General features: G+C 64.8%; 28 protein-coding genes, 1 tRNA gene and 1 riboswitch. Of the genes, 12 read left to right on the top strand and 17 right to left on the bottom strand.

What is annotated here, in order from left to right; genetic code table 11:
- Positions 1-592 precede the first annotated feature (592 nt).
- Positions 593-667, top strand: a tRNA-Val gene (locus VIM61_09730).
- A gap of 181 nt (positions 668-848) precedes the next feature.
- On the opposite strand, the gene VIM61_09725 is transcribed toward VIM61_09730, so the two are convergent.
- Genes VIM61_09725 through mlaD form a run of 3 tightly spaced genes read right to left on the bottom strand, consistent with a single transcriptional unit; the run spans position 849 to position 2,709 of the window.
- The gene (locus VIM61_09725; protein ID HEY8900679.1) at positions 849-1,649 is read right to left on the bottom strand and encodes a VacJ family lipoprotein; all 801 of its coding nucleotides are present in this window, start codon (positions 1,647-1,649) and stop codon (positions 849-851) included.
- Positions 1,646-2,224, bottom strand: coding sequence for an ABC transporter substrate-binding protein (locus VIM61_09720; GenBank protein HEY8900678.1), 579 nt, complete (start codon positions 2,222-2,224; stop codon positions 1,646-1,648). Before VIM61_09720 ends, VIM61_09725 begins: the two co-directional genes overlap by 4 nt.
- A complete protein-coding gene (gene mlaD / locus VIM61_09715; protein HEY8900677.1) occupies positions 2,221-2,709 on the bottom strand; it encodes an outer membrane lipid asymmetry maintenance protein MlaD in 489 nt (162 codons plus the stop codon). Before mlaD ends, VIM61_09720 begins: the two co-directional genes overlap by 4 nt.
- A gap of 17 nt (positions 2,710-2,726) precedes the next feature.
- Here mlaD and VIM61_09710 point away from each other — a divergent pair, with 17 nt between their 5' ends.
- Positions 2,727-3,545: a hypothetical protein gene (locus VIM61_09710; protein HEY8900676.1), complete on the top strand. Its 819-nt coding sequence runs from the start codon at positions 2,727-2,729 to the stop codon at positions 3,543-3,545.
- Here the strand turns inward: VIM61_09710 and VIM61_09705 are convergent.
- Positions 3,518-4,294: an ABC transporter permease gene (locus VIM61_09705; GenBank protein HEY8900675.1), complete on the bottom strand. Its 777-nt coding sequence runs from the start codon at positions 4,292-4,294 to the stop codon at positions 3,518-3,520. The genes VIM61_09710 and VIM61_09705 overlap by 28 nt on opposite strands.
- Positions 4,295-4,477: 183 nt before the next feature.
- Here VIM61_09705 and VIM61_09700 point away from each other — a divergent pair, with 183 nt between their 5' ends.
- From VIM61_09700 to VIM61_09665, 8 genes are all read left to right on the top strand, one after another.
- On the top strand, positions 4,478-4,741 hold the full coding sequence (locus tag VIM61_09700; GenBank protein ID HEY8900674.1) for a hypothetical protein: 264 nt from the start codon (positions 4,478-4,480) through the stop codon (positions 4,739-4,741).
- Between the two features lie 4 nt (positions 4,742-4,745).
- A complete protein-coding gene (locus VIM61_09695; GenBank protein ID HEY8900673.1) occupies positions 4,746-4,958 on the top strand; it encodes a hypothetical protein in 213 nt (70 codons plus the stop codon).
- Between the two features lie 164 nt (positions 4,959-5,122).
- Entirely contained in the window at positions 5,123-6,496 is a 1,374-nt protein-coding gene (locus VIM61_09690) for a sigma-54 dependent transcriptional regulator (protein ID HEY8900672.1), read from the top strand.
- Positions 6,489-8,294, top strand: coding sequence for an ATP-binding protein (locus tag VIM61_09685; GenBank protein ID HEY8900671.1), 1,806 nt, complete (start codon positions 6,489-6,491; stop codon positions 8,292-8,294). Before VIM61_09690 ends, VIM61_09685 begins: the two co-directional genes overlap by 8 nt.
- A complete protein-coding gene (locus VIM61_09680; GenBank protein HEY8900670.1) occupies positions 8,294-8,983 on the top strand; it encodes a response regulator in 690 nt (229 codons plus the stop codon). The genes VIM61_09685 and VIM61_09680 overlap by 1 nt, the downstream gene beginning before the upstream one ends.
- 186 nt (positions 8,984-9,169) lie before the next feature.
- Positions 9,170-9,337, top strand: a complete 168-nt coding sequence (locus tag VIM61_09675; GenBank protein ID HEY8900669.1) for a DUF1328 family protein — start codon at positions 9,170-9,172, stop codon at positions 9,335-9,337.
- 8 nt (positions 9,338-9,345) lie between these two features.
- Positions 9,346-9,606, top strand: coding sequence for a hypothetical protein (locus tag VIM61_09670; protein ID HEY8900668.1), 261 nt, complete (start codon positions 9,346-9,348; stop codon positions 9,604-9,606).
- Between the two features lie 118 nt (positions 9,607-9,724).
- Complete coding sequence (locus VIM61_09665) at positions 9,725-9,976, top strand: GlsB/YeaQ/YmgE family stress response membrane protein (GenBank protein HEY8900667.1); 252 nt, start codon at positions 9,725-9,727, stop codon at positions 9,974-9,976.
- Here the strand turns inward: VIM61_09665 and mog are convergent.
- Genes mog through VIM61_09640 form a run of 5 tightly spaced genes read right to left on the bottom strand, consistent with a single transcriptional unit; the run spans position 9,973 to position 12,688 of the window.
- Positions 9,973-10,449 carry a molybdopterin adenylyltransferase gene (mog, locus tag VIM61_09660; GenBank protein ID HEY8900666.1) on the bottom strand — a complete coding sequence of 159 codons (477 nt, stop codon included), beginning with the start codon at positions 10,447-10,449 and terminating at the stop codon, positions 9,973-9,975. The two genes, VIM61_09665 and mog, sit on opposite strands and share 4 nt — an antisense overlap.
- Complete coding sequence (moaC, locus tag VIM61_09655) at positions 10,446-10,904, bottom strand: cyclic pyranopterin monophosphate synthase MoaC (GenBank protein ID HEY8900665.1); 459 nt, start codon at positions 10,902-10,904, stop codon at positions 10,446-10,448. The genes mog and moaC overlap by 4 nt, the downstream gene beginning before the upstream one ends.
- Complete coding sequence (locus tag VIM61_09650) at positions 10,901-12,067, bottom strand: molybdopterin molybdotransferase MoeA (GenBank protein ID HEY8900664.1); 1,167 nt, start codon at positions 12,065-12,067, stop codon at positions 10,901-10,903. The genes moaC and VIM61_09650 overlap by 4 nt, the downstream gene beginning before the upstream one ends.
- Positions 12,067-12,447 carry a molybdenum cofactor biosynthesis protein MoaE gene (locus tag VIM61_09645; GenBank protein HEY8900663.1) on the bottom strand — a complete coding sequence of 127 codons (381 nt, stop codon included), beginning with the start codon at positions 12,445-12,447 and terminating at the stop codon, positions 12,067-12,069. The genes VIM61_09650 and VIM61_09645 overlap by 1 nt, the downstream gene beginning before the upstream one ends.
- A gap of 1 nt (position 12,448) precedes the next feature.
- A complete protein-coding gene (locus VIM61_09640; protein HEY8900662.1) occupies positions 12,449-12,688 on the bottom strand; it encodes a MoaD/ThiS family protein in 240 nt (79 codons plus the stop codon).
- A gap of 89 nt (positions 12,689-12,777) precedes the next feature.
- Between VIM61_09640 and VIM61_09635 the strand changes: the two genes are divergently transcribed.
- Together VIM61_09635 and moaA are read left to right on the top strand one after the other, a co-directional pair.
- Positions 12,778-13,716, top strand: a complete 939-nt coding sequence (locus VIM61_09635; GenBank protein ID HEY8900661.1) for an XdhC family protein — start codon at positions 12,778-12,780, stop codon at positions 13,714-13,716.
- A gap of 52 nt (positions 13,717-13,768) precedes the next feature.
- Positions 13,769-14,740 carry a GTP 3',8-cyclase MoaA gene (gene moaA, locus VIM61_09630; protein ID HEY8900660.1) on the top strand — a complete coding sequence of 324 codons (972 nt, stop codon included), beginning with the start codon at positions 13,769-13,771 and terminating at the stop codon, positions 14,738-14,740.
- A gap of 47 nt (positions 14,741-14,787) precedes the next feature.
- Here moaA and VIM61_09625 read toward each other — a convergent pair whose 3' ends face one another.
- From VIM61_09625 to VIM61_09590, 8 genes are all read right to left on the bottom strand, one after another.
- A complete protein-coding gene (locus tag VIM61_09625; protein ID HEY8900659.1) occupies positions 14,788-14,943 on the bottom strand; it encodes a hypothetical protein in 156 nt (51 codons plus the stop codon).
- Positions 14,944-14,963: 20 nt separating this feature from the next.
- Complete coding sequence (locus tag VIM61_09620; GenBank protein HEY8900658.1) at positions 14,964-15,206, bottom strand: hypothetical protein; 243 nt, start codon at positions 15,204-15,206, stop codon at positions 14,964-14,966.
- Between the two features lie 68 nt (positions 15,207-15,274).
- Positions 15,275-15,397, bottom strand: a riboswitch (SAM-I-IV-variant riboswitch).
- 58 nt (positions 15,398-15,455) lie between these two features.
- A complete protein-coding gene (locus tag VIM61_09615; protein ID HEY8900657.1) occupies positions 15,456-16,730 on the bottom strand; it encodes a type II secretion system F family protein in 1,275 nt (424 codons plus the stop codon).
- Positions 16,731-16,734: 4 nt separating this feature from the next.
- Positions 16,735-18,453 (bottom strand): GspE/PulE family protein, encoded by a 1,719-nt coding sequence (locus VIM61_09610; GenBank protein ID HEY8900656.1) that lies wholly within the window; start codon positions 18,451-18,453, stop codon positions 16,735-16,737.
- Between the two features lie 15 nt (positions 18,454-18,468).
- Positions 18,469-20,730, bottom strand: a complete 2,262-nt coding sequence (locus tag VIM61_09605; protein HEY8900655.1) for a secretin N-terminal domain-containing protein — start codon at positions 20,728-20,730, stop codon at positions 18,469-18,471.
- Positions 20,731-20,734: 4 nt separating this feature from the next.
- Entirely contained in the window at positions 20,735-21,364 is a 630-nt protein-coding gene (locus tag VIM61_09600; protein ID HEY8900654.1) for a hypothetical protein, read from the bottom strand.
- On the bottom strand, positions 21,361-21,906 hold the full coding sequence (locus VIM61_09595; GenBank protein ID HEY8900653.1) for a hypothetical protein: 546 nt from the start codon (positions 21,904-21,906) through the stop codon (positions 21,361-21,363). Before VIM61_09595 ends, VIM61_09600 begins: the two co-directional genes overlap by 4 nt.
- A partial coding sequence (locus tag VIM61_09590; protein HEY8900652.1) for a PilN domain-containing protein occupies positions 21,903-22,800 on the bottom strand: 898 nt, incomplete at its 5' end. The genes VIM61_09595 and VIM61_09590, both read right to left, overlap by 4 nt.

Raw genomic sequence — 22,800 nt, 5'->3', positions numbered from 1 at the left:
AAAACGAAACCGCACATTGCGGGTTTCTTCCGTCAATTTGCGCCACTGACGTTTTTGCGCTACTCGGAAACTTCAGAACCTCAGGCCGAAACGTGCATCCGAGCTCCGACGGAAAAGCGGAACAATGGAAACCATCGGTCGTCGGTGCGGTCGCAGAAGAGAACGATCGTGGCGGCAGTTTTTTCAAGTGTTTCGCCTTGGGCCACCCGGCCCCGAAGTTTTGCGGAGCACTTCGTAGTTTCTGGATGCTCTCCGGAACGTGGTGGGCGTCCTGCCTCCCTTCTCGGCCTTGGCGAGCGGACCGCACTTTTCCAGCAGAGGAAGAGGCGGCGAGGAAAATAGGGATGTTTTACGCGTCGCTTCAGACGCATCCCTGGTTTCGAGGCTTCCTTGATCTGCTTGCTCTTCCCCCCGCAAATCGCTACGAAGATTCGCTTCAGCGCTTGGGCCAGAGGCACTCCGCCATCTTCTTGAATAATGGTTGTTTCGTTTTCGATTGAGTTTCACGTTTCTCCACGTGCCTTCACTCGACGGGATGCCATCCCAAAGATGATGGCGCTGTGAATTTCTGAAACTCATTGCACATCAGCGAGGGCAGTTAGCTCAGCGGTAGAGCGGCTCGTTTACACCGAGTTGGTCGGGGGTTCGATCCCCTCACTGCCCACCATGAACACGCGATCGCTCCGCCGAGCCTCTCTTCAGACTCGGCGGAGCGATTTCTTTTCTTTGCGCGACGGCAGTTCGCCAAAACTTATAGGAAATGCCTCGCCGATGAATTCACTCGCCGGCGTTTCAGCGAGACAGGAGGTGGCAGCAGGAGCCGGAATCCCTCCAAGAGTCCCTGGAGATTATCTCTGCGCGGCCTCAGCGCGATTCTGGATGTAGGCGCTGCGGGCGGCGAGATAGCGATCGAGCGAGTCCTTCGTGATGGTGTCGTAAAGGGCGATCTGGCCAGGCATGGCCCGCATGGTATTGCCCGCCGGAATAGCAATGATCCAGTCGTAGTCGCCGTAGACGAAGCAGACCCAGGTGATCGGATTGAGGGCGTAGTCGCCGGCCAGGCCCACGGTGTCACGCAGCGTGCTCGGGCCGAGCAGCGGCAGCACGAGGTAGGGACCGTTGCCGATGCCCCATTTCGCGAAGGTCTGGCCGGTATCCGCACTCGGGACGTCGGCGAGGGCGGGAATGTGATCCGACGGACGGCCGAGACCGCCAATGCCTGCCGTGCTGTTCACGAGAAACTTGCCGGTCTCCTGCCCCGCTCGCGGAAAATTGCCCTGAAGCAGGTGATTCACGAGGCGGACGGGGAACTTCACATTCTCGTAGGCGTTGTAGATGCCGGTGCGAATGACCTTCGGCACCAGCCGGTCGTATCCCTTCGAGATCGGCCGCAGGGCGATCGTGTAGATGCCGTCGTTGATCCAGAACGTGGCGCGGTTGAGCGGCTCCAGCGGATCCGCGACCGTCACGGATGTGCCATATTCGTCGAGGTCATCCTGGCCCGCGACGGATTTCCCGCCCGACTTGGGATCGGCGCTTTTTGCCGGAGCGGCCGGCGCAGACGGCTTCTTCGCGGACGACGAGCAACCGCCAAGCAGCGGCAGGAGCGAACCGGCGAGAAGGAGCAGGAGGGAGGAGCGGATTTTCATTTTTGGGCGGCCACGGATTGGGAGAGCGCACTCAATACGGCACTCGCGCCCCCTTTTTTGAACTGAGCGTCAAATTGGCTGCGGTAGTTCGCGACGAGGCTCACGCCCTCGGCGACGACGTCGGTGATGCGCCAATCCTCCGCCGCCTCGAGGCGGTAAATGACGGAGTAGCGGCTGCCCTGATAAACGAGAGTGGTCGGAATTTCGACCCGACCGGCCGCAGGCTCGGAGGCCGTCTTGAAGGTGATGACCGGGTGCTGGCCGGGCGTGTATTTGCTGCTGTAGGTGCGAATGATCAGCGTCGCGAAGAGTTTCACGGCCTGCGCCTGCTCGTCCTTCGAGAATTGCCGCCAGCCGGGGCCGACGGCGCGCCGTGTCATGGCGTCAAAGCTGAGATATTTCTGCAGGACCGGGCGGAGGCTTTCCGCGAGCGCGCTCGCGCTGGACGAGTGGTCAGCCATCTTCACGACCTCGTCCACCGCGCTGCGCAGTCGCTTTTCCGCTTCGACCGTCGACGCAAAGGCCGAGGCCTGGAGAAGGGTGAGGATCGCGAGAAAAAGCGCGCGGAATTTCATGGCGTGGCGGCGGGTTGTTCGGTGGTAGCGGCGTCTTTGTTGACAGTCCCGAAAGCCATTTTCCCGACGAGGGATTCCAGGTCGACGGCAGATTCCGTCATCGTGATACGGGCGCCGGGATCGAAATACGTGTCGTCTGCGCCGGGTGAAAGCGAAACGTATTTGTCGCCGATGAGGCCGGTGGTCTTGATCGAGGCCATGGAATCGGTCGGCAGCCGCAGGGCCGTCGTGAGGCGCATCTCGGCGATGGCGCTGTAATCCGAGGGATCCATGCGCACCGCCTCGACGCGGCCCACAGTGACGCCCGCCACGAGCACGCTGCTGCCATTGTGGAGGCCTCCAGCGTTGGTGAAACGGGCCTCGATGACGTAGGTGTCGCCACCGACCACGGAACCCGATCCGAGCTTGATCGCGAGATAAACGACTGCCGCGATGCCCAGCAGCACGAACAGTCCGACGAGATACTCGAGCCTGGTTTGTTTCATGAAATCCCGGTCGGAGTGTGCCCGCCCTGCCGAATTGCGGCAAGAGCGTTGCCAAGCGCGTCCGCACTGTCCCGGAAATCGGAAACCACCGGCTGCGTGGATGCCGAAAATTCCGCGGGCGTGCCTTCGAAGCAAATCCGGCCTTTTTCCAGCAACGCGACGCGGTCGCTCGCGATGAGCGCCTCGGTGACGTCGTGTGTCACGACGAGCGCGGTGAAGCCGAACTGCCGCTGATATTTCGCGATCATGGCGAACACCGCATTGCGCCGCAGCGGATCGAGGCCGGCGGTGGGTTCGTCGAAGAAGACCAGTTCGGGCTGCGTGACGATGGCCCGGGCGAGCGCGAGACGCTTCTGCATGCCACCAGACATCTGGCTGGGATACCGGTCGCAACAGGCGTCCAGTTCGAGCTGCCGCAAAGCTTCGAGGCTGCGTTCACGGACGGCATTGTTCTTGAGATCGGTCGTCTGTTCAAGCGGGAGCGCGACGTTTTCCAGCGCCGTGAGCGAGTCGAAAAGCGCATTGCTCTGGAACAGAAAACTCGTGCGCCGCCGAAAATCCGCACGGGCGGCCGGATCGCCGGCGGCCAGTTCGCGACCATCGAAGAAAATCCGACCGGCCTCCGGCGTCTCGACGCCCGCGAGGCATTTCAGGAAAACAGATTTCCCCGCCCCGCTCGGCCCCAGCACGGTGAACACGCTGCCGCGACGCACCCCAAGGCCGACGCCGGTCAGGACGGCGTGCGCGCCGAAGCCCTTGTGGAGATCCTCGACCCGGAGCAGGAGATCGTCGCGTTCGGCGCTCATCGTCAGACCATGAAGGATGTGATCACGTAATCGGCCGCGAGGATCACAATGCTCGATTGCACGACGGCCGTCGTCGTGGAGGCACTTACCGCCCGGGCGCCGGTCGCAAAGCGGCACCGATGCGCGTTGAAGCCGTGGTAGGCGCAGAGGCTGATCGTCAACAGACCGAAAGTCGCGGCCTTCAGAAAGCACTCGCGCACATCCGGCGCCTCCACCGCGCGCTCGACGGACGACCAGTAAACACCGGGATCCACGCCCAGCAGCAGCGAGCCGGACAGGCTGCCGCCCCACAATCCCACCGCGACAAACAGCGCCGTCTGCAGCGGGAAAACCATCACGGCCGCGATCAGCCGCGGTGCAACGAGGTAGCCGTGGCTGCTCACGCCCATTGTCTCCAGCGCGGCAATCTGTTCCGAATTTCGCTGGATGCCGAGCTCCGCCGCAAGGGCCGATCCCGCCTGCCCGACAAGCATCAGCGCCGCCAGCACGGGCGCCATTTCGCGCACGAGACTCAGCGACACGAGCGCGCCAAGGAGCCCCTGCGAGCCGAAGCGGTTCAGCACATAATAGCCCTGCAATCCAAGCACGAGCCCGGTGAATGCCCCCACGATGAGGATCACCGGAAGACACAGCGTGCCCTGCTCGTAGACCGCCCGCAGCACCCGGCGGAAAATCCGCCGCGAACTCACGGTCGAACGAAACGAACGCCCGGTGAAGAGGGCGAAATCGCCCAGTCCGGAAATCACGCGAAGAGTTTGCCGGCCAAGCCAGTTCAACATCGCGAGGATTGATGGCAGGCCCGCCGCGGTTCTGCAATGCCGCCGTCGTGGTGAGCCCGCCAGCGAAGAATTGCGGCGAGCTGATTGGTGTCCGGGATCGCCATTTTGCGCATTGCGGGTTATGGTGTCACCATGTTCGAGCGAGGAGAACGCGTTGTTTGCATCAATGATGATTTTCAGCCCATGCACCGGGCGATTTACCGGGCGTTGCCGCGGAAGGATGTCGTCTACACCGTGCGGGACTGCACGCTGGGCCGCACCCGCACCGGGGGCGCCGACAAGGGCCACAGCTATCTCGTCCTGCTCGAGGAGCTGGTGAATGGCCCCGATCCCTACATGCACCCCGACCAGGCCGAGGAGCTGGGATTCAAATCCGATCGGTTTGCGCCGGTCATCAGTGAGGAAATCGGCGCCGAGGCCGAATTCGAAGATGCGATCTCACGCTAACCGGATGATCTCCCGCCTCCCCGCACCCGCCTCGATCGGGAGATTGCTTGCCCTGCTCGGCGTCTGCGCATCGCTCGCCGCCTGCGCCGAGGGAGGCCTCGGCACGCCGGACAATCCGAACGAGCCGATCCCGCCCGCTCGCCCCAGCCCATTTGGCAACGATGGCGCGGGCAGCAGCTCGCCGGACTACTCGAGCAGCCAGCCCCTGCGTTTCTAGCCGGAATTCTGCAATCTTTTGCGCGTTGGCGGCAACCAACGACCTTTCGGGATTCGTTTCTCTGGCGCATGCCGTCGTTCCTGCTCATCGCCGCGAAGTCGAGGCCCTCTGCGGGAATGCAAACGCGATGCAATCCCGCAAAACCTTCTTATATTTGACCGACCATGCCAGGGAGCGGACTGAGAATATTGATCGTCGACGACGAGCGGAGCATCCGGCACGCGACATCTCTCGGGATTCGCGCAGAAGGTCACGAGGTCGAGACGGCGGACTGCGGCCGTGTCGCGCTGCTGAAACTCCGCGAAGAAATCTACGACCTCGTCTTTCTCGACCTCCGCCTCGGTGACGAGAACGGGCTCGACGTCATGCGCGAGATGCATCGCGCGAACCCGGCTCTCCCGGTGATCGTCTTCACGGCATTCGCGTCCGTGGAGACCGCGGTCGCCGCGATGCAGGCCGGCGCGTTCGACTATCTCGCGAAACCCTTCACGCCAGCGCACCTCCGCCACGCGATCGAGCGCGTGAAAAAATCCGTCGATCTCGAGCGCCGCATCGTGAACCTCCAGGACCGCGTGGCCGGCACCTCGCCGGATGCGGAGTTCACCTCGGAAGATCCGCGCGTCGGGCAGGTCTACGACATCCTTTTCCGCGCAGCGCGATCGGCCGCATCGGTCCTCGTGCTCGGCGAGAGCGGCACGGGTAAGAGCGTTGTCGCCCGCGCCGTGCACGACCGCAGCCACCTCGCCGAAGGACCGTTTGTCACGGTGAGTTGCCCGAGCCTGTCGCGCGAACTCCTCGAGAGCGAACTCTTCGGCCACATGAAGGGCGCCTTCACTGGCGCCGTGAAGGATACCTGGGGCAAGGTCGCGGCGGCCCGCGGAGGCACGCTTTTCCTCGACGAAATTGGCGAACTTCCGCTCGAGATTCAGCCCAAGCTCCTGCGCCTGCTTCAGGATCGCGAATACGAACGGCTCGGCGAGAACAAGGTGCACTCCGCCGATGTGCGCGTGATCGCCGCGACGAATCGCAATCTCGCGGAAGCGGTCGCCGCCGGCACCTTCCGTGAAGATCTCTACTATCGACTCAACGTCATCGCCGTGACGATGCCGCCGCTTCGCCAGCGCCCCGGCGACCTGCTCCACCTTGCCGATCATTTCCTCGCCTTTTTCGCGCAACAGATCGGACGGCACTTCGAGGGCTTCACCGGAGACGCCCGGGCACGCCTGCAGAGCCACCCCTGGCCCGGCAATCTTCGCGAACTGCGCAACGTGATCGAGCGCGCCGCCATCCTCAGCGCGGGACCCGAGATCACCGCCGAGGATTTGTTCGAGTCCCGCGCCGGGAGCGGCGCGAATGGCGAGTCGGACACCGCCACACAGGTCGGCGACCTCGTTTCCCTCGAACGCCTCGAGCGGGAACACATCGAGCGCGTGCTGGCGGTCGCCGGCAGCCAGGAAGCCGCTGCCCGCATCCTGAAAATCGATCCCGCCACGCTCTATCGCAAACGCAAGAAATGGGAGCGCGACGACCATGCTTAGATGGCGCCTGCTCGTCGGACTGGTCTCCATCTTCGTGCTCCTGCTCGCGGTCGGCGGCTACAGCATCTGGCTCACCTCCCGTCTCGAGACGGACATCAATTCCATTCTCAAGGACAACTACGAAAGCATCCGCGAGGCTCACAACATTCGCCTTTCCGTCCTTCGCCTGAACGCCGCCTATTTCAAACCCGATGTCGCGAAGGTCGTCGCCGTCGGGGCCGCTCCGCTCGAAGATCGCTACCTCCCGCCGCTCGAAAGCACCATCGCTGCCCTTGTCATGCTCGCCCGCACGCCGGTGGACAAGGCAAACGCCCGCAAGCTCGCCGACCAGGTTGGCGACTACATCGACCACATGCGCCAGGTGATCTTCCTGCCTCCCGACGCCCAGGAGCGCTACAACGCCCTCCGCTCCCAGATGCTCGAGAAGAACCTCGCGCTCACTGCGACGACGGAAGACATCCTCGCCTCGAACGAAGCCGCGATGCTCCGCGCCCAGGAGCATGCCCGCGTCGCCGCGCGGGACACCGTGCAGTTCCTCGTCGGCGCCATGCTCGTAGCCGCCGCCGTCTTCGTCTACACGTTCTACAGAATGGGCCGCTCGATCATCTCGCCGATCGAAGACCTCACCCGCTCCATCGAGGCCGTTCGCGCCGGCCAGTTCGAGCACAACCTCCCCGTCAGATCCAACGACGAACTCAGCCGGCTCGCCAGCGCGTTCAATGCCATGGCGGGCGAGCTGCGCACCCGTCGTCGCGACACCGACGAGACCATTCTGCGGCTGAACCGCTCCCTGCGCGAGACCATCGCGGCATTCCCCTACCCCGTCCTGCTTCTCGACGCCAACTTCGCCATCTGGGTCACCAACGAAGCCGCCGACGACTTCCTCGAGAGCATCGGCGAGGTCGACCAGCTTCCCGCGCCCATCCAGCAGCACCTCGACGAGGTTCGCCGCACCCGCGAGAACTACCTGCCGGAGGGCCCCCGCGAATCCCTCCTCTTTCGTATCGGCGAACGCGAGGTCCACTACCTGCCCCGCATCCTGCGCATCTTCACGCCGGAGGGAGATTTCGCCGGCGCCGCCGTCATTCTCATCGACGTCAGCCGCTTCCGCTGGCTCGACGAGATGAAGACGAACCTCATCTCCACCATCAGCCACGAGATCAAGACGCCGCTCACCGGCATCCGCATGATTCTTCACCTGCTCCTCGAGAAAAGCGGCGGAGATCTCACACCGATGCAGCTCGAGATGGTCCAGGCCGCCTGCGACGATTGCGAGCGCCTGCTCGCCACGCTCAACGGGCTTCTCGACCTCTCGCGGATGGAGGCCGGCCGCACCCAGCTGGATCTCAAGCCCACCCCGCCCCGCGATCTGCTCGAGCGCACCCGTGCCGCCTTCCAGACGCAGGCCGACGGCCGTCACGTCGCCCTCGCCATCGAGGCCGACGAAGCCCTGCCTCCCGTGCTCGCCGATGGCGACCGCATCCTCCACACCCTCGGCAATTTCACGTCGAACGCCCTCAAATTCGCCCCCGCGAATTCCACCGTCCACCTCACTGCCGACAAGGTCACCCCCGGCTTCGTGCGATTCTCCGTCATCGATTCCGGCCCTGGGATTCCCGAGCAATACCACGCCAGCATCTTCGACAAATTTTTTCGCACGCCGAATCACCACGTGGACGGCGTCGGCCTCGGCCTCTCGATCGCCCGCGAGATCGTGCAGGCCCACGACGGCCGCATCGGCGTTCAAAGCATCCCGCACACTTCCACCCGCTTCTATTGCGAACTCCCCACCACCTGATGCCATCCCTCGCCACCAACCCCATCCTTGTCGTCGACGACGAACAAAACATCCGCCTTGGTTTCTCGGTCGCGCTCCGCTCCGCGGGCTTCGACGTCGAGCTTGCAGCCGACGGCAACGAGGCTCTCGAACGCGCGGCCGAGATCGCGCCGGACTGCATTCTTCTCGACCTCCGAATGCCCGGCATGGACGGCCTCCAGACCGCCCGGGCCCTGCGGGCCAACGGCTACCGCGGCCCCCTCGTGCTCGCAAGCGCCTTCGCCGACCACGCCACCGCCGTCGCCGCGATCGGCTGCGGCATCACCGACTTTCTTACGAAGCCGGTGAAACCCACCGAGCTTCGCTACGCCGTCAACCACGCCCTCAGCCGCAACGTCCGCTTCTCCCAGACCGGATACACCGGCCTGGGCGACATCCCTCCTGGCCTTCGCCGCGCCTACGCAAAGCACTGCCTCTGCCAGCTTCGTCTCGCCGACGCCAAGGCCGCGCTCCACGTCGTCACCGCCGAGGGCAATGATCTCCAGAGCCTCCTGCTCCTCGGGGCCATCTACGAGTTGGAGCAGAATGCCAGCGTCGCCCACGAACATTTCTCCCGCGCCGCCGAAATTCACGCGCAGAGCTATTCCGTCGCCGCTTCAAACACCCTCTTCAAGGTTTTCTCCCACACCGAAAATTCCCGCCCCGACTAGCCGTGCACAATGCACGAGACTCTCCGGAAACTCATGCGCTTCGCCAGATCCGCCCCGCCTCGGAAACAGGCCTCTCAAATTTTTAGAATTTCACAAGCAACGTAAAACCAACTTTTTACAAACAGGCGCCAATGAACTGGCACGGCCCACGCTCTTCAAGATCGGTAACCAACCGAAAGGAAAATCATGTTAAGCTGGGCCATCACATTTCTCATCATCGCACTCCTCGCCGCCCTTCTGGGTTTTGGCGGCATCGCCGGCACCGCGGCAGGCATCGCGAAGGTTCTCTTCCTCGTCTTTCTCGTGCTGTTCATCCTCTCGTTTATCGCCGGAGGCTTCAACCGCCGCATCTAAGTCCAACCATGTCGCGTCAATCCACCCTCGCTGAAATAGCCGACGCCTTCGGTCGCTGCGCAGCCGCCAGTCTCGGAGGAGAAACCCGCGCGATCGCGTCGCGCATGAACCGCCTCCGCAAGATCGCCCGTCTGCTCGACCGGCTTTCCCGTCGGCCCGCGAACCGTCTGTGGCACCGCCGGGCCGCAAAGGTTCATCACGAGATCGATCTCACGCTCCGGCAGCAGGCGCGCCGCGTCTCGCCGACTTCGCTCTGGGCTCGCGCCTAGGACGGCAACCAGTCCCGAAAACCCGAAGTCCGGCGCTCTTCTCGAATCCGGGAAGAGCGCCGGAATTTTTTGATCCCGGCAAGTCCACCGATCCCGCGGCGCGCGAATTTCCATCATCATGGGCATCATCTCCTGGATTCTGTTCGGCCTGCTGGCCGGCGCACTCGCGAAATTCCTCATGCCGGGCAAGGACCCCGGCGGCTGTTTCGTCACGATCCTCCTCGGAGTCGTCGGTGCGGCCGTCGGCGGATGGATCGGCACGGCGCTCGGCTTCGGGCGCGTGGATGCCTTCGACCTGCGCAGCCTCGGCATTGCGATCCTCGGCTCGATCGTCGTGCTGCTGATCTATCGCGTCGCGCGCGGCCGCTAGGACTCGCCGCGCAAGTGGCGCGTGCCTTCGAGAATCGCCGGCGCGAGAATCTCAAGGCACTCGCGCACGGCCTTTGGACTGCCGGGCAGATTCACGATCAGCGACGTCCCGCGGATGCCTGCCGTCGCCCGCGAGAGAATGGCCGTCGGCGCGATCGCAAACGACTTCATCCGCATGATCTCGCCAAAGCCCGGCAATTCCTTCTCGAGCACGCGACGCGTAGCCTCCGGCGTGACGTCTCGCGGCGTCGGGCCGGTGCCGCCGGTCGTGATGATCAATTCGCAGCGCTCCACGTCGGCGAGCTCCGCCAGGGTCGCGGCGAGAATGTCCGTATCGTCGGCGACCAGCCGGGCAACGAAGGTGTGGACTCCCGGCAGGATCGCGGCGAGCGCCTGCTCGATCGCCGGCCCGCTCAAATCTTCATAAATTCCGGCCGCCGCCCGGTCGCTCGCCGTCACGCGCCCGACCTTCATTGCTTCACCTTGCTGACGACACGCGTGCCCTCGATCGCCATGCCCTTGTCGACGGCTTTCATCATGTCGTAGAGCGTGAGCGCGGCAACGGACACGCCGGTGAGCGCCTCCATCTCCACGCCGGTTTTCGAGTCCGTCGAGACCTCGCACACGAGGTGCACGAAGTTGCGGCCGAGCCGGAAATCCACCGCCACGCGATTCAACGGGAGCGGATGGCAAAGCGGGATCAACTGCGCGGTCTGTTTCGCCGCCTGGATGCCGGCAATTCGCGCCACCGCCAGCGCATCGCCTTTCTTGAGGGTCTGCGACTCGAGGGCGCGGATCGTCGCCGGCAGGCAAACGAGGCGCGCCTCGGCCGAGGCTACGCGGTGCTGCACCGGCTTCCCGCCCACGTCCACCATGCTCGCGGCGCCGGTTTCATCGAGATGGGAAAATTTCGGCGAGGCCTTTTTCATGAATCGGAAAGACGCAGAATCTGGACGCTCTCGCCAGCCTTGGGAAGCCCGGCCTCAGCGGGCACGCGAACGAGCGCATCAACGCCCACCAGCGACGCCAGATGCCCCGAGCTGTTCCAAGGCACCGGCGCAAGCCCCTGCGCCGGCCAGTAGGTCACCCGGGGATTCGCCCGGCCGGGAATCTCCGCGGCCAGCGTCGCCTCGTCGAGCGGGCGCGGCTCCCGCCCCGCCAGTCTCGCGAGGGCGCGCGCCACGAAGAGGTGAAAGCAGACAAAATGCGACACGGGATTTCCCGGCAGGCCAAACGCAGTCCGGCCGGCCCCCGTCGCCAGAATCAGCGGCTTCCCCGGCCGGACATTCACCTGCGAGCAGAGAATTTCGAAGCCGAGACGCTCCAGATGGCCGCGCGTGTGGTCGTGATCGCCGACGCTCGCACCGCCGGAAAACAGAATAACGTCGAACGCTCCGGGCTCCGTCGCCTCGATGAGCTCCCAGGCCCGCGCCGCGTCGTCCGGCAAATGGACATGCACAAAGTCGGCCGTCGGAAAGCCGGCGGCAAGCGCCCGGATGAGCGTCGCGTTCGAGTTGCGGATCATCCCCGGTCCCGGCACCTCCTCGACCGCAACAATCTCGTTCCCACTGGTGAAGTGGAGGATCCGCGTCCGGCGCACCACGAGCGGCATCGCCTCGCCGATCGAAGCGAGCATCGCCAGCTCCACCGGCCCGAGCGTCACCCCGCGACGGAGCAACGTCTCGCCCGCACGCACGTCCTCCCCGCGCGGACGAAAATTCCCCTCCGCGCCGCGGCGCGTGAACCGCACCCGTCCGGCGTCGCTCGTGGCATCCTCCTGCATGATCACTTGCAGCCCGGGCCCCGGCAGCGCAGCCCCGGTGAAAATTCGCACCGCCTCGCCGGCTCCGGGCATCCTTCCGTCCGCATCGCCCGCGGCGATCGTTCCCACGAGCAAGAATTCCTCCGCTGCGTCGGCCCGCCGAATCGCGTAGCCGTCGACCGTCGAACGATCGAACGGTGGCGCGTCCGCATCCGCCACCGCATCCGCGGCCAGGGTGCACCCGAGCGCGTCGACTAATCTCACCCGCTCAGGCGGCATTGCCGCGCAATGTCCGTCGATGAGATCCCAGACGTCTTCGACCTCGATCATCACGGCGCCGCCTCCACTTTCCAGATGGGAACATCGACCTTGAGTCGATCCATGAATGCGGTCAGCAAAGCGAAGGCTTCGCCCCGATGACGCCCCTCGATCCAGACGAGAATCGCCGTGTCGCCGACCGGGATCCATCCATGCCGATGCCAGGCCACCGCGCGAACGCAGTTCCGACCCTCCTCCGCGAGCAGACGTTTCATTTCGCTCACGGCCATCGTCTCGTAGGCCTCGTAGCGGAGCGCGGAAATGGGTCGCCCGTTCTCCGCGCCCCGAACAACGCCGCGAAACTCCACCACCGCGCCGGATCCGTCGCCGGCCGGCGGAGCGACCCAGCGGTCCTCGATGCGATCCGTGCAAAGTTCGACCGAAATTTCCATATTAGCCTCCCGACACCGGCGGAATCACTGCCACCACGTCCTCGTCCAGAAACCGCGTCGAGGCATCGGCATAAACGTCGTTGCAGCTCAATCGCGCCGCGTCGCGCAACTCGACCAACGCCGGATGCCTCTCGATCAATCGTTCCCACACGCCTTCGATCGACGCGGGCTCCGGCAGCGGAATCTCCGCTTCCGCGCAACCGCTGGCTTCGCGAGCCACTGAGAAAAACAAAACTTTCATGCGTAATCGAGGATGCCCGTTTATCGTCGCGCGATCCTTCGCACACAACCGAGAACCGCGATTCCTCCCGACCTCCGACGCCTCCAAATTTGAAAAACTTCTTTTCGGAACTCGCCGACGCCCTCCGCCACGGCCCCGTCGCCCTGGCCACCGTCGTGGCCGCCCGCGGCTCGACGCCGCGCGTCGCCGGCGCCCGGCAGTTCCTCGCCGCGAACGGAGAGTTCCACGGCACGATCGGGGGTGGCGCCACGGAGGCGCAGGTGCTCGACCTCGCTCGCGCAACGCTTGCGGACGGCCTGCCCCGCACCTTCGAAGCCGACCTCCGCGGCAGGCCCGGCGCCATCCGCGACGGCATCTGCGGCGGCACGATGAGCGTGTGGATCGTGCGGCTTCTTCCCGATCCGCATCTTGCGTTCGCCGAGGAAATCGTCGCTTCGCACAACGCGGGAGAATGCGTGTCCCTTTCGCTGCGGCTCGACGCCCGCGCGCCCTTGTCCGACGCGGCCTCGGCCGATGCCTTCACCGAGATCGTCGAGCCGCCTCCGCGGCTGCTCATCGTCGGCGCGGGCCACATTGGCCGCTCGCTCGCCCGACTCGCCGATTCTCTCGACTTCGCCGTTGCCGTGCAGGACGAACGTGTCGATTGGCTCGAACCACGAGAATTTCCCACCAACTGCACGCTGCAGACCGACCTCGCAGCCAGCGTCGAGGCCCTGCGAGCCTGGGGAGGCGCGCAGTTCGCCGCCCTGGTCACGCGCGGCTTCGCCCTCGACGTTGCCGCCCTCAACGCCCTCTCCACCATTCCCGACCTCACCTATCTCGGCCTGCTCGGCAGCCGCGCCCGCGTGACCACCGTGCTCGCCACGCAACGCGAATCCGGCGCGCCGCTGCCCGGCAAAGACGTGCTCCACGCGCCGCTCGGCGTGGAGATCGACGCGGAGACTCCTGAGGAAATCGCCGTGAGCATCGCCGCGGAACTCATCCGGGTGCGTCGACGGAAAAGTGGACATCGCCGCAAAAACCCGTAGAGAGACTCATGGTGGCTTCGCGAATTCAACGTCGGTGGAAAGGGGAGGAACGATGAACGATCCCTTCGGCCGCACCGTCGACTATCTGCGCCTTTCGGTCACCGACCGCTGCAACGAGCGCTGCCTTTACTGCATGCCGGAGACCTATCGCGACTGGCTGCCGCAGGGAAACATCCTCACCGACGCCGAGTTGATGGCCATTGTCCGCGTCGCGACGAGCCTCGGCTTCAGGCGGTTTCGCGTGACCGGCGGCGAGCCGCTCATCCGGCCCGGCATCGTGGATTTCATTGCGGGTCTCGTGGCCGAACCCGGCGTCGAGAACGTCCAGATCACCACGAACGGGATGTTCCTGCCGAAACACGGCGACGCCCTCTTTGCCGCCGGTCTGCGCAATCTGAACATCAGCCTCGATGCGCTCGATCCCGTCCGCTATCGCGAAATCACCCGCGGCGACCTTGCCCCCGTGCTCGCCGGCATTCGCCACATGAAGGCCCTGGGCTGCCGCGTGAAGCTGAACACCGTCCTTATGCGAGGAAAAAACGAGGACCAGATCGTTCCGCTTCTCGATTTCGCCCGCGAGCTCGATGTCGTCGTGCGGTTCATCGAGCTCATGCCCGTGAGCATGAGCGAAATGCTCAGCGACGAGAATTTTCTCCCGGTTGGGGAAGTTCGGCAGGTGCTCGAACGCGACGACGCCCTCGATCCCATCGAGGACGTGCTCGGGTTCGGTCCCGCCCGCTATTACCGCCTGCGAAAACGCGGGGTGATCGTCGGGTTCATCAGCGCGATCACCGACACGCATTTCTGCGAGCGCTGCAACAAGATGCGCCTCACCGCGGACGGCAAGCTGCGGCCCTGTCTCGGCAACCACCTCGAAACGGATCTCATCCCGGCCCTGCGGCCGACGATCGATCCCGAAGCGCTGCGCCGGATTTTCCGAAGCACGCTCGCCGAGAAGCCCAGCGAGCACATTTTCCGCGACAACTACCAGCCGGGCCGAATCATGACGGCCATCGGCGGGTAGCCGCCCGAATCCTTGGTTGTGAGCCCGTATCGCCGATCCCGCCGCCATCAGTCGTGGCGCCGGCAGGCGGCCGTCTTCGGAGCCATTGTCTCCACGTTCACCGGCCTCGGCATCGCGACGATCTGGATTGTGACGTCGAAGGATGCCTCCTCCCCCCATTCGCGAGCGACGCCGACGCCATCTCCGACGCCGGCAAGCGCCACGACCCCGTGAAATTGCCGGATCAATTCAGCCCGCTGGCCGGCCGGCTGATCAGATCGGCGAAGATTTCGTCGCGGCGGCGACGGGCGATGTCCGACCGCCGGGTGCTGAGCGAGCGACGCACGCGGCGTTTCGTGTAATCGGGCAGATGGAGCGTGTAATGGATCCACCACGTGCCGTTATTGTTCCAGAGATGGTGGTCGGGATTGGCATCCGCGATGCGGATGGCCGGAACAGCGTCGGTGACGTTTTTTGCGTAGGACATGATGATGCGTATTTCGTTTTTGATTTCGATTTAACGCATCGAAGAGAGGAAGCCGCCTTTGCGCCTTCACTGGAGACTGCAGTTCGGGCCGCTGGGCGGACCGCACATCGGTTCGGAAGAACCAGGCACCTCGACGTCTCCTCGCCAGGTTGCCGGACCCCTGTTTCCAAGGGCCGCTCTTGATGCTGGGAACAAAAATACACAACCCACCGCGTCATGCACGCGAAAGTTGTGTCATAGCCGGATGGCCTAACGGGTCATGAACTGCGAGCCGTTGGTTCCCGGGCGGTTACTCATTCCGGAGACGGAGGAGAGAATGCCCGTGATCATCGAATACGCGACCACGCCGACGAAGAGCGCGACGACCATGATCGTCGCCGGCTGGATGAGGCTCGTCACCCGCGCAATGCGGGTGGAGAACTCTCGATCGAAACGCTTCGCACTGCGCTCGAGCGCGCCGGCCAGGTTGCCGGTCTGCTCGCCGACGGTGATCATATCGAGCAACTCGGGCGGAAAGAACGAGACCGCCCGCATCGCGGACGAGAGCGAACTCCCCTCGCCCACGCGCTCGGTGAGCCGCTTGAGCAGCTTCTTGATGTAGATGTTCGGCGTCGCGCGCTCGAGGAGCGTGAGGCCGTTGAGCAGCGTCACGCCATTGGCAACGAGCGTGGAAAGCGTCTGCGAAAATTCGGCGAAGAACCGGCCCCGCAGCACCGGACCGAACATGGGGAGCCGGAGCGACAGGCGATCCCACGTCATGTGCCCCTCGGGCGTTTTCCGCCACCACGAAAAGGCCGCGAACAGGCCCGCAAGAACAAGCAGGACGAACCACCACCAGTGCGCAAAGAATTCGCTCGTGCCGATGAGCATGCGCGTCATGAAAGGCAGCTTGCCCTGGCTGCGGGTGAGCATCTGGGTGAGCGCCGGCAGCAGGAACGTCATGAAAATGACCATCAGCACGATGCCGGCGGCGAAGACGATGCTGGGATAGATCAGCGCGCCGGCGACGCGTTTGCGCAGGTCGGCCATGATCGCGAAATACTCGGCCTGTCGCTTGAGAATGCTCGGCAATGCACCCGCCGCCTCACCGGCGGCGACCATGCTGCAGAACAGCTCCGAGAAGCATTTGCCGCAGGAGCGCAGGGCGTTCGAGAAGCTCACCCCGTCGCGCACCTGCTGGCGCAGAAAGGCGGCGACGGGTTGCAACGCGGATTTTTCGCTGCGGGACTCGATGACACGCAGGGCGGGCTCGAGCTGGAGGCCGGAATCGAGCAACTCGGAGAGCTCCTCGGTGAAGAGCAGCAACTGCGGCCCGGCGAGGTTGCGCACGGGGCCGGCGGCTTCGCTGGCGGCGCCGGATCCCCCGCCCGATGCCGGCTTCCCGGCGCGGTCGACCTCGATGGAAACGGGGCGGAGCTTCCGGGCGCGGAGCTGATCGTAGGCGTCGACCTTCGACTTCGCCGCGAGCGTGCCGACCTCGACGGAGCCGGCTTCGTTGGCTGCCTTGAACCGGAAGGTTTCCATGGCGCTACTCGTCGAGAAGTTTCACATCCGCGGCAGTGACGCGGAGAACCTCGGACACGGAGGTCACGCCCTCGATCACGCGCTTCCAGCCATAGCTGCGCAGAGAGATCAGGCCTTCCTCCACGGCTTTTGCGCGCAGCACGCTGGGAATCGCCTTGGTCTGGATGAGATCCTGCAGGGCGGGCGTGACGAGACAGATTTCGTAGAGCGCGGTGCGGCCGCGGTAGCCGGTGCCACGACAGGAATCGCAGCCGGCCGGGCCAAAGGTGGAGCCGGCCCATTCCTTGGGAAAGCCGATGCTCTCGAGGTAGCCGGCGGCGTGTTCGTCGGGCTTCTTGCAGTCCGGGCAGAGCCGGCGCACGAGACGCTGGGCGATGAAGGCGCGCACGGAAGAGCCGATAAGGAAGGGCTCCACGCCCATGTCGAGCAGTCGGATGATGCCGCCGACGGAGTCGTTCGTGTGCAGGGTGCTGAAAACGAGGTGACCCGTGAGAGCGGCGCGCACGGCGATCTCCGCGGTCTCGAGATCGCGCATTTCACCGACCATGATGACGTTCGGATCGCCGCGTAACACGCTGCGAAGCGCCGTGGCAAACGTGAGGTTGATCTCCGGCTTCACCGCGATCTGGATGACGCCGTGGAGCTTGTGTTCGACGGGGTCCTCGATCGTGACGATGCGCCGCTGCTGCGTGTTCATCGACGAGAGGAAGGTGTAAAGACTCGTCGATTTGCCGCTGCCGGTGGGACCGGTCACGAGCACGATGCCGTTCGGATGCGCGAGCAGTTCGCGCACCTTCGCCTCCATTTCGCGGTCGAGGCCCAGTCGCTCGAAATCGAAGCGCTCCTGCCCGAGGAGACGCAGACTGATCGTCTCGCCGGTGACCGAGGGAATCGTCGCGACACGCACGTCGATCGATTCGCCGCCAAGTTCGAGATTGATGCGGCCGTCCTGCGGAATGCGGCGCTCGGCGATGTCGAGATTCGACATGATCTTGATGCGCGAGAGCACCGAGGCCTGGAGGACCTTGATATTCTGCGGCACCGGCACCTCGTGGAGCACGCCGTCGATGCGGTAGCGAATGCGCAGGTCCGTGCCGAGCGGCTCGACGTGGATGTCCGTCGCGCGCTCGACGAGCGCCTCGCGCAGGATCTGGTTCACGAACTTCATCACCGACGCCTCGGAATCATCCGCGTCGAGAACGTTGACCTCTTCGAGGTGATCGAGATCGGCGCCCTCGTCCTCGCGACCTTCGAGCAACTCCTCGAACGTCTCGGCGCCCACGCCGTAGTGCTGTTTGAGGGCGGCGACGATGAAGCGACGCGTCGAGAGGACGAAGCGCACGCGCCCGGGGAACTGCTGACGCACTGCGGCACGGGCGAGGTAGTCGAACGGATCGTAGCTCGCGAGCACGAGGCCCTCCTCGGACTGCTCGATCGGCACGAGATGGTAGCGCAGGGCGAGCCGGGCGGGAAACGTGCGCGAGAACGATTTCGCGTTGTCCTTCGGCGGCTCGAACCATTCCATCCCCACCCGCTGCGCGAGCGCGTGGAGGAACGCAGCCTCGGACAACCCCGGCTGCTCGAGCACCGCGCGCACGGCGGACCGTTGGATGGCGAGCGCAGCGGAGGCGGCGTCGAGCGTCTCGGTGGACATCTCGAGACCGACGGTGCGCAAGGCATCGCCGATGGCGTCGAGAACGGGATTGCCGACTACGGTGATCATGCGGCGGGATCTTGCCTAGCGGTAGGCCTTCGGATCCGTGAGATCCTCGGGCGTGGGGAGCGTCGGCCGCTTGATCGGCACGGGCTGGTCGAACATGTGCTCGCGGAAATTCGTATTCGCCTTCTCGATGTATTGGACCTCCTTGAGCGAGTCGTCGGAATTGATGATGAACGGCTGGATCATGATGATCAGCTCGCGGCGGGTCTTCGACTTCGTCGTCGTGCTGAACAGGTAGCCGAGGCCGGGGAGGTCCTTGAGGAACGGAATGCCGGTCTGGTTGCGCTCGTCCTGCTCGCTGATGAGGCCGCCCAGCACGATCGTCTGGCGGTTCGGAACGGTGACAGTCGTATTGAGCGTCTGCGTGCCGATGACGGGCACGGAGTTATTGGCGACCTGTTGCTGGGAAATGACGCTGTCGTTGCGCTGCTTGATCTCGAGGGTGACCTCGCGATCGGAATTGATGAGCGGGCGGACGTCGAGCTGGAGGACGACGCGCTTGTAGTCGATCTGCGTGTTTACGGCGGTGCCGGTATTGTTCGCGTTGTTGCTCGTATCGACGATCGAGCTCTGCGAGTTCACGGGCACGGGAACCTCCTGGCCGGAGCTGATGAGGGCGCCCTGGCCATTTGCGGTGTAGATAACCGGCCGCGAGACGACCTGGAAGCGGCCGGTCGTGCTGAGCGCGCGGGCGACGATATCGACGCCGTCGGCGATCGCGCCATAAACGGTGAGGCCGGACAGCGCGGGGAGCGCCGTCGACGCGGCAGTGGCCGCCGTTGTCGCCGCCGTCGTCGCGGCGGTCGCCACCGTGTTGATGTTTGCGGCGCGATTCGCGAGGAGGTTCTGGATGTTCGCCGTGCTGCCCTGGCCGAGGATGCGCACGCTGCCGAACTTCAGGAGGTAATCGATGCCGAACTCGAGGTTGTTGGTAAGCGTCAGCTGACCAATGACGCACGCCAGATAGACCTGCTTCGGCCGCTGGTCGAGCATGTCGAGCACGCGGCCAGCCTTGGCGCGGGCTTCCGGTGGGCCGATCACGAGAATCTTGTTCACGCTGCGGTCGGCGATGATCCGGGCGTTGCCGACAATGACCGACTGCGGCTTGGTGCTCTCGGAGTTGAAGCTGGTTTTCTCGTTGAGCGACAGACCGCCGGAAGAACCGCCGCCGCTCGAGCCGCCGCTGTCTCCGGAGCCACCCGAGCTGCCGGAGGCACCATTCGCGCTCTCCTGCTCGTCCCCGCCGACGATCTTCGGCGTTTCCTGCTGGCCGTCCTTGCCCTTGCCCTCGACGAGCAGGCTCGCCAGCACAGGCAGCACGTCGGCCGCCCGCACGAAACGCAGCGGGCGCTCGAGCACTTCGTCGAACTCCACGGCGACGTCGAGATTTGCCACGAGCGTCTCGATGTAGGGCATCTGCGACTCGGGTGCGACGACGAGCACGCGATTCGTGCGCGTCTCCGCAAAGACCTGCACCTTCGGCGCCGGGCCGGACACGATCGCGTTGCCGGGTTGCGCCGCAGCATTGTTGGCGTTCGAGCCATCCGGATTCCTCGGCTGGTTGGGGACCGGCGCCGCGGTGCGGGAGACCGGAGCCTCGTCGCTCTTCTCGAACATTTTCGAGAGAATCTCCGCCACTTTCTCGGCATCGGCGCGCTCCAGGGAAAAGAACTTCGTCGCGGTGCGGGCGCCCTCGACGTCGATGACGTCCTTGAGCGCGATGAGCCGGCGCACGAGGGACGCCGTCTCGGTGATGACCAGCGCATTGACGCTCGGCACCTGGATGTAGCCACCATTCAGCGCCTGGTGGTTCGGCGCGTAGGCCTGCATCGCGGCAAAGGCCTCGTCGCTCTTGAGGTAGCGGAAGGGCATGAAGTAGCTCACGACCTGGTCGCCGTCGGGAAGCTGGGCGGGGTTCGTATAGAGCGGGATCGATTCGCTGCGCGGATTCTTCGTCGGCCCCAGAAGCTTCACCGTCTTATCGTCCACGTTGACGATCGAGAAGCCGTTCAGGATGAGGACGGACTCGATGAGGGCTGCCGCCTCCTTCTTCGTGACGGGCTGCGGCACGACCAGCGACAGATTCTGCCCCGTTGCGGAAAGCCCGGCATCGGCAATGATCTGCTTGCCGGTGAGCGACTGGTAGAAGGTCATGAAATCGCCGATCGGATTGGCGGGCAACTGGATGACCGTGTCGGCATTCGCGCGACCAGCGGGCTGCGCCCGGCCCGCGAGGGGCGTAAGCAGGATGAGGAGGAAAAGGAGAAGGCGGAGAGCCATGCGATTAGTTATTAAGATTGATGGGAGCAGGACGGATGATGCGCCGCTGCGGCGGGGGCGGAGTGACGCCGGCAGGTGGCGGGGGCACCGCACCATTGGCCTGCCCCGGGACAGGAATCAAGCTCGACAGAGGGTTTGGCGTCGCCGGTGTGGCCGCGGCGGCGGGCGCCGGGGCCACGGCGCCGGGCTGGGAATTCGGTCCGGTCGGCCCCATGGCGGTCGCGTCGAAATTCAGCGAGGCCTGCTGTCCGCCCTGCCGGATTACGGCAGAAGATTTTCGGGGGTCGGACGCCATCGCGACGGAGACAAGCTCGATGCCGTCCTTGTTCGATCGGCCCTTGGTGACCATCACGCGATTCTTCGCAGGATCGCCGTTGTTCTTGTCGATCAGGAAGACCGCCGGCTGCCCGGCCATCTCGATGACCCCGACGAGGGAATACCGCGCGGCGAGTCCCATGGATACCTGCACGGCGACCGTTTCGACGATGAAGGGAGAGCGTTTCCAGATGCCCGCGTAGCTCTGGATCGGCAGGGTCTTCGGCGCAAACGGAGGCACGGCGTCGTCCGCGGCCCGACCGGAACCCACCACCAGCGCCGCAAGCAGGGCCGCAAAAACTGAGGAACCCGCTCTCATGGCGTGGAGGAAACCGGCGCGCCGGCGCGATAGACTTTGGCCAGCCGGACCTGAAGCTGCATGCTATTTCCGTCCTCCCCCTGCTTCAACGTGAAATTCCCCACGGACACGGATTTGCCGGGCTGCTGGACGGCATGCAGCCAGCGCACGATGGCCTCCAGCCGCCCCGTCATCACGAGGTCGAGATTCGCCACGGCCAGATCGCCGACATGCTCGGTATCCTGCGGCTGCTGGGAGTCGATCTTCAGGCCCTTGTCCTGCAGGCTCGTCTGGGCCTCGCGCTGGAACTTCGCCCGGGTCTGGAGCTCATTGTAGGTCTCCGGCGGATGCGCGGCGATCCACTCCTGCCGGGCCACCCAATACGGGCGTTGCTTGAGGAGCTGCCGGGTGGCCTGCGCCTCCATCTCGAGCTGCGTGATGGCCGCGCGCTGGGTGCGCATCTGCTCCGAGATCCAGCGCATGGCGGCGAGATTGAGGAACAGGAAGGCGAGGGCGCCGAGGGCGCCGGCCAGCAGGCGTTCGTTGCGGTTGAGCGGCCTCATGGTTCGGAAGGCATGGCCGGCGGCGGCAGCGCGCCCTCGGCATGGAAGGTCGTGACCGTCGCGCCGACGTTGGGGTTGGAATTACTCCACTGGATTCCCTTCAACGCCTCGCTGGCGGCGAGGTTGTTGTAGAAATCGGTGGCGAGGCTGAACGACTCCGACTCGCCGTCGACCTGCAACCGGCCGTCTTCGATGATGAACTTCGTCAGGTGAATGTTCCCCGGAGGCATGGCCGCGACGACGCCGTTGAGCAGCTCGAGAGGGAACTGGGACGGCTCCGCCGTGGGCTCGATGACCGCCCAGTCACGGATCGTCGGCTCAAACAGCGCGACCTGCGCCTTCAGCGCGGCCGTTTCGGACGCCAGCCGGGCGGCCTTCCATTTCAGGATTCCCGCGTAGAGGAAGAGGATCGCGCCGAGCACGAGGTAACCGGCCACGACCGCCAGCACGATCTTGCGCATGCGCTCGCGCTGGAGGCGTTTCGCCTCGGCAATGTGGGCGCTCGCGGGCTTCCAATCGCCGGTCGCGCGCTCGAGCGACGGGGCGCCGGTTGCGACATCGTCCGCCAGCTCGGCCGCGGGCAGGCACCCGGCGGGTGCGACGCGTTCCGCGGGAAGTCCCTCGACCCAGCTCACGACCTTCGGCGGCGCGGCGAGCACCCCTTCCCCGAGCAGACGCTGCTCGATCAGGCTCAGCCACGTGCGCAATTCCTCGACGCCGGCGGCGCGATCGGCCGTTTCCCAGTAAACAACCTCACGCCCGCGCGTGAACGCAGCCACGTAATCATCCGCCTCGCGCCAGAGCGTCACGGAGTTCGGCGGCAATTTCAGCAAAAAGGGCGAGCCGTCGAAGCGCTCCGCGGCGGGAAAAGTCTCCGGCAGCTCCGGAGGAAAC

It is taken from the genome of Chthoniobacterales bacterium, from assembly GCA_036569045.1.
GTDB lineage: Bacteria > Verrucomicrobiota > Verrucomicrobiia > Chthoniobacterales > JAATET01 > JAATET01.
Note: the sequence above shows the minus strand (reverse complement) of the source record. Positions and strands in the feature narration are given on the sequence as shown.

Coding starts and splice junctions, on each gene's coding strand:
- VIM61_09690 (HEY8900672.1), top strand. CDS start 5,123: ATGCCAGGGAGCGGACTGAGAATATTGATCGTCGACGACGAGCGGAGC.
- VIM61_09640 (HEY8900662.1), bottom strand. CDS start 12,688: ATGAAAGTTTTGTTTTTCTCAGTGGCTCGCGAAGCCAGCGGTTGCGCG.
- VIM61_09650 (HEY8900664.1), bottom strand. CDS start 12,067: ATGATCGAGGTCGAAGACGTCTGGGATCTCATCGACGGACATTGCGCG.
- VIM61_09620 (HEY8900658.1), bottom strand. CDS start 15,206: ATGTCCTACGCAAAAAACGTCACCGACGCTGTTCCGGCCATCCGCATC.
- VIM61_09665 (HEY8900667.1), top strand. CDS start 9,725: ATGGGCATCATCTCCTGGATTCTGTTCGGCCTGCTGGCCGGCGCACTC.
- VIM61_09675 (HEY8900669.1), top strand. CDS start 9,170: ATGTTAAGCTGGGCCATCACATTTCTCATCATCGCACTCCTCGCCGCC.
- moaA (HEY8900660.1), top strand. CDS start 13,769: ATGAACGATCCCTTCGGCCGCACCGTCGACTATCTGCGCCTTTCGGTC.
- VIM61_09605 (HEY8900655.1), bottom strand. CDS start 20,730: ATGGCTCTCCGCCTTCTCCTTTTCCTCCTCATCCTGCTTACGCCCCTC.
- VIM61_09645 (HEY8900663.1), bottom strand. CDS start 12,447: ATGGAAATTTCGGTCGAACTTTGCACGGATCGCATCGAGGACCGCTGG.
- VIM61_09600 (HEY8900654.1), bottom strand. CDS start 21,364: ATGAGAGCGGGTTCCTCAGTTTTTGCGGCCCTGCTTGCGGCGCTGGTG.
- moaC (HEY8900665.1), bottom strand. CDS start 10,904: ATGAAAAAGGCCTCGCCGAAATTTTCCCATCTCGATGAAACCGGCGCC.
- VIM61_09680 (HEY8900670.1), top strand. CDS start 8,294: ATGCCATCCCTCGCCACCAACCCCATCCTTGTCGTCGACGACGAACAA.
- mlaD (HEY8900677.1), bottom strand. CDS start 2,709: ATGAAACAAACCAGGCTCGAGTATCTCGTCGGACTGTTCGTGCTGCTG.
- VIM61_09685 (HEY8900671.1), top strand. CDS start 6,489: ATGCTTAGATGGCGCCTGCTCGTCGGACTGGTCTCCATCTTCGTGCTC.
- VIM61_09700 (HEY8900674.1), top strand. CDS start 4,478: ATGCACCGGGCGATTTACCGGGCGTTGCCGCGGAAGGATGTCGTCTAC.
- VIM61_09725 (HEY8900679.1), bottom strand. CDS start 1,649: ATGAAAATCCGCTCCTCCCTCCTGCTCCTTCTCGCCGGTTCGCTCCTG.
- VIM61_09720 (HEY8900678.1), bottom strand. CDS start 2,224: ATGAAATTCCGCGCGCTTTTTCTCGCGATCCTCACCCTTCTCCAGGCC.
- VIM61_09610 (HEY8900656.1), bottom strand. CDS start 18,453: ATGATCACCGTAGTCGGCAATCCCGTTCTCGACGCCATCGGCGATGCC.
- VIM61_09695 (HEY8900673.1), top strand. CDS start 4,746: ATGATCTCCCGCCTCCCCGCACCCGCCTCGATCGGGAGATTGCTTGCC.
- VIM61_09595 (HEY8900653.1), bottom strand. CDS start 21,906: ATGAGGCCGCTCAACCGCAACGAACGCCTGCTGGCCGGCGCCCTCGGC.
- VIM61_09670 (HEY8900668.1), top strand. CDS start 9,346: ATGTCGCGTCAATCCACCCTCGCTGAAATAGCCGACGCCTTCGGTCGC.
- mog (HEY8900666.1), bottom strand. CDS start 10,449: ATGAAGGTCGGGCGCGTGACGGCGAGCGACCGGGCGGCGGCCGGAATT.
- VIM61_09615 (HEY8900657.1), bottom strand. CDS start 16,730: ATGGAAACCTTCCGGTTCAAGGCAGCCAACGAAGCCGGCTCCGTCGAG.
- VIM61_09705 (HEY8900675.1), bottom strand. CDS start 4,294: ATGTTGAACTGGCTTGGCCGGCAAACTCTTCGCGTGATTTCCGGACTG.